Genomic DNA, 3,412 nt, shown 5'->3' with positions numbered 1-3,412 from the left:
GATGGCGCTGCCCAAGCCCTACAAGGATGTATTCACTGGCGTCCTCCGCAGTAGCTCCTAGAACCTCAGCGGTCACTCACGCCTCAACAACCCTTAGCTTCAGGGTTTTGGCAACCTGGTACAGGCCGTTGCTGCGCGAGGGGCTTAGGGCGTTGTCCAGGCCTTCGGCGCTGTAAAAGGCGTCAATGTCGAAGGCGGCTATTTCCTCTACCGAGCAGCCGTCCAGCCGTTGTTGCAGCAGTGCCAGTAAGCCGCGCACAATGCGCGATTCGGAATCAAAGCGAATCACTACCGCCTCCACGTCAGAAGTATCCAGCCACAGCCACACCTTTGCCTCGCAGCCACCCACCAGATGATCGTCATCACGACATTGTGGCGGATATTCTGGTAGACTTTTGGCTTGTTGAACTAAGTGACGAAAAAGCTGTTCCCAGCTGGCCATGTAAACTCTCCCTTACGGCAATAGAGTTTTATTCTCCCACAACTTGTGAGATCGACGCCAGTCTAGGATAATGGCAACATAATAAAGACCAACATTCAGAACATTCCAGAAAAAGGAAGACAACATGAAGATACTTGTCGCGGTTAAGCGCGTCATTGACTACAACGTCAAGGTGCGTGTTAAACCAGATCAGTCCGATGTCGATTTGGCGAACGTCAAAATGGCACTTAACCCATTCTGCGAAATTGCCGTAGAAGAAGCTGTACGCCTTAAAGAGGCAGGCACAGCAGACGAAGTCGTTGTAGTTTCTATTGGCCCTAAAGCGGTACAGGAACAGTTACGTACTGCGCTGGCATTAGGTGCAGACCGTGCTATTCAGGTTGAAACCGACGACATGCCGGACTCTTTATCTGCCGCCAAAATCCTAAGAGGTGTGGTAGAGAAAGAAGGGCCGGACATGGTTATTCTGGGTAAACAGTCTATCGACTCAGACAACAACCAGACCGGTCAGATGCTGGGTGCCTTAACCGGTATGCCACAGGGTACTTTCGCGTCTAAAGTGGAAGTAGGCGACGGCTTTGTGAACGTTACTCGTGAAATTGACGGTGGTCTGCAAACCGTTAAATTGAACCTGCCGGCTGTTGTCACTACCGACCTGCGTCTGAACGAGCCGCGTTACGCGTCGCTGCCAAACATTATGAAAGCCAAGCGTAAGCCGCTGGAAACCACAAGCCCGGACGAACTGGGTGTGGAAGTTAAGCGCACTATTAAGCTGCTGAAAGTTGAAACGCCTGCGGAACGTAGTGCCGGTGTGAAAGTAGCTGACGTAGATGAGCTGGTCGACAAACTGAAAAACGAGGCGAAAGTATTATGAGCATCTTAGTGGTAGCAGAACACGACAATAACGCGGTTGACCCTTCAACGCTGAAAACGTTAGCCGCTGCACAGAAAATCGGTGGCGACATCGAGGTACTGGTTGCCGGTAAAGGGTGCTCAACCGTTGCTGAAAATGTGGCAAAAGCCGACGGCGTGAAAAAAGTCATGCTGGCAGACAACGAAGCTTACGAGCATCAGTTAGCTGAAAACATCAGTGAACTGGTTGCTGAATTAGGCAAAAACTACAGTCACATTCTGGCTCCGGCAACAACCACCGGCAAAAACTTCATGCCACGCGTTGCTGCTTTGTTAGACGTTGCACAGGTATCGGACATTATCTCGGTAGAAAGCGACGACACCTTTAAGCGTCCTATTTATGCAGGTAACGCCATTGCCACTGTGCAGTCAGAAGACAAAATTAAAGTCATTACCGTTCGTGCAACGGCATTTGACGCTGTTGCAGAAGAAGGCGGTAGCGGCGAAGTCGAAAACATCGACTCCGTATTTAACAACGACAAATCGGAATTTGTTGAAGAGCAACTGGCAGAGTCTGAACGTCCTGACCTGACCTCAGCAGAAATCGTTATTTCTGGTGGTCGTGGTATGCAGAACGGCGAAAACTTCCACCTGTTGGAAGACGTAGCCGACAAACTGGGCGCTGCAGTGGGTGCATCACGCGCCGCGGTAGACGCTGGTTTCGTACCAAACGACATGCAGGTTGGTCAAACCGGTAAAATTGTTGCTCCGCAGCTTTATATTGCGGTAGGCATTAGTGGTGCTATCCAGCACTTAGCTGGTATGAAAGACTCTAAAGTCATTGTTGCCATCAACAAAGACGAAGAAGCCCCAATCTTCCAGGTGGCGGACTACGGTTTAGTGGCCGATTTGTTCGACGTATTACCTGAATTAAACAGCAAACTGTAATATTTGCTGAACCTTTGTAAGATTCTAAATTCGCTACTGGCGCTCCATTTTTAGCGTCAGTAGCGACATTTTCCCGCATTTTTTCCAACAACTTGTTATATTTTCGTGTTCATACACTTGCATATTTTTAACTCATCGGACATGATTCAGACATAACCGCCAAACAAGTTTAAAGGATTAGGTGGCTCACAATGAAAAGAAGAACAACTATGCTAAAAAAACTTCCTCTGGCTACGGCCATTGCACTGAGCTTTGCGGCATCAGGCCAGGCTGCTGACTTCGAAGTCGGCGATTACGAAATTAAATTCGACTCTATTCTGTCTTACGGCGCTGCATGGCGTATGGAAGATCAGGCTAACCACCTGATGCATCCGGGCAACCGCCAGGGCGGAACGGCACAGTCAAGCGTGGGTGACGACGGTAACCTGAACTTTGATAAAGGTGATTTAGTCTCATCCGTAGTCAAAGGCGTACACGACTTAAGCATTGATGGCGGAAGCCACGGTGCCTTTATTCGTTTCAACTATTGGTACGATCACGTCGTTTCTGAAGAGAACATGGCGCACGGTCACCCGGGTAACAACTACTACCCGGACACCAAACTGAACGACAGCGTATTCGACGACTACTCTCAAGGTAAAGGCGTTGAATTACTGGATGCCTTTGTCTACGCCAACTTTGACTTAGGCGATATGCCAGCCAGCGTTCGTTTAGGACGCCAGGTATTAAGCTGGGGTGAAAGTACCTTTGTTTTCAACGGTATTAACGACATTAACCCGCTGGATGTAAACGCGGCACGTCGTCCGGGCGCAGAAATTAAAGAAGCTCTGTTGCCGGTTGGCATGTTGAGCACCAGCATTGGCTTAACCAATACCTTAAACTTAGAAGCGTTCTACCAGTACGAGTGGGACAACACGAAACTGGACGGCTGTGGTACTGACTTCTCAAGTGTTGATATCATCGGCGGCCCTGGCTGCGGTAAAGTGACACTGAACCCACAGTTAGTACCAGGCGACCCAGACAGCTACTTAAGTGACTTTGAGTCGGTACAATCTGGCGCTTATATTGGCAGCAACCCTACGCTGGAAGCTTCAGACAGCGGCCAATGGGGTGCTAACCTGCGTTACTACTCAATGGACTTAGACACAGAATTTGGTGTTTACTACCTGA

4 protein-coding genes are annotated in these 3,412 nt (G+C 49.4%); 3 read left to right on the top strand and 1 reads right to left on the bottom strand.

What is annotated here, in order from left to right; translation table 11 throughout:
• Window positions 1-76: 76 nt before the first annotated feature.
• Window positions 77-442, bottom strand: a complete 366-nt coding sequence (locus tag B3180_RS15340; RefSeq protein WP_278358243.1) for a SufE family protein — start codon at window positions 440-442, stop codon at window positions 77-79.
• A gap of 124 nt (window positions 443-566) precedes the next feature.
• Here B3180_RS15340 and B3180_RS15335 point away from each other — a divergent pair, with 124 nt between their 5' ends.
• From B3180_RS15335 to B3180_RS15325, 3 genes are all read left to right on the top strand, one after another.
• A complete protein-coding gene (locus B3180_RS15335; RefSeq protein ID WP_286845362.1) occupies window positions 567-1,316 on the top strand; it encodes an electron transfer flavoprotein subunit beta/FixA family protein in 750 nt (249 codons plus the stop codon).
• Window positions 1,313-2,242: an electron transfer flavoprotein subunit alpha/FixB family protein gene (locus B3180_RS15330; protein ID WP_278358242.1), complete on the top strand. Its 930-nt coding sequence runs from the start codon at window positions 1,313-1,315 to the stop codon at window positions 2,240-2,242. The genes B3180_RS15335 and B3180_RS15330 overlap by 4 nt, the downstream gene beginning before the upstream one ends.
• Before the next feature lie 191 nt (window positions 2,243-2,433).
• A partial coding sequence (locus B3180_RS15325; RefSeq protein ID WP_286845360.1) for a DUF1302 domain-containing protein occupies window positions 2,434-3,412 on the top strand: 979 nt, incomplete at its 3' end.

The sequence above is a fragment of the Idiomarina sp. UBA4206 genome, assembly GCF_002383015.1.
GTDB lineage: Bacteria > Pseudomonadota > Gammaproteobacteria > Enterobacterales > Alteromonadaceae > Idiomarina > Idiomarina abyssalis.
Note: the sequence above shows the minus strand (reverse complement) of the source record. Positions and strands in the feature narration are given on the sequence as shown.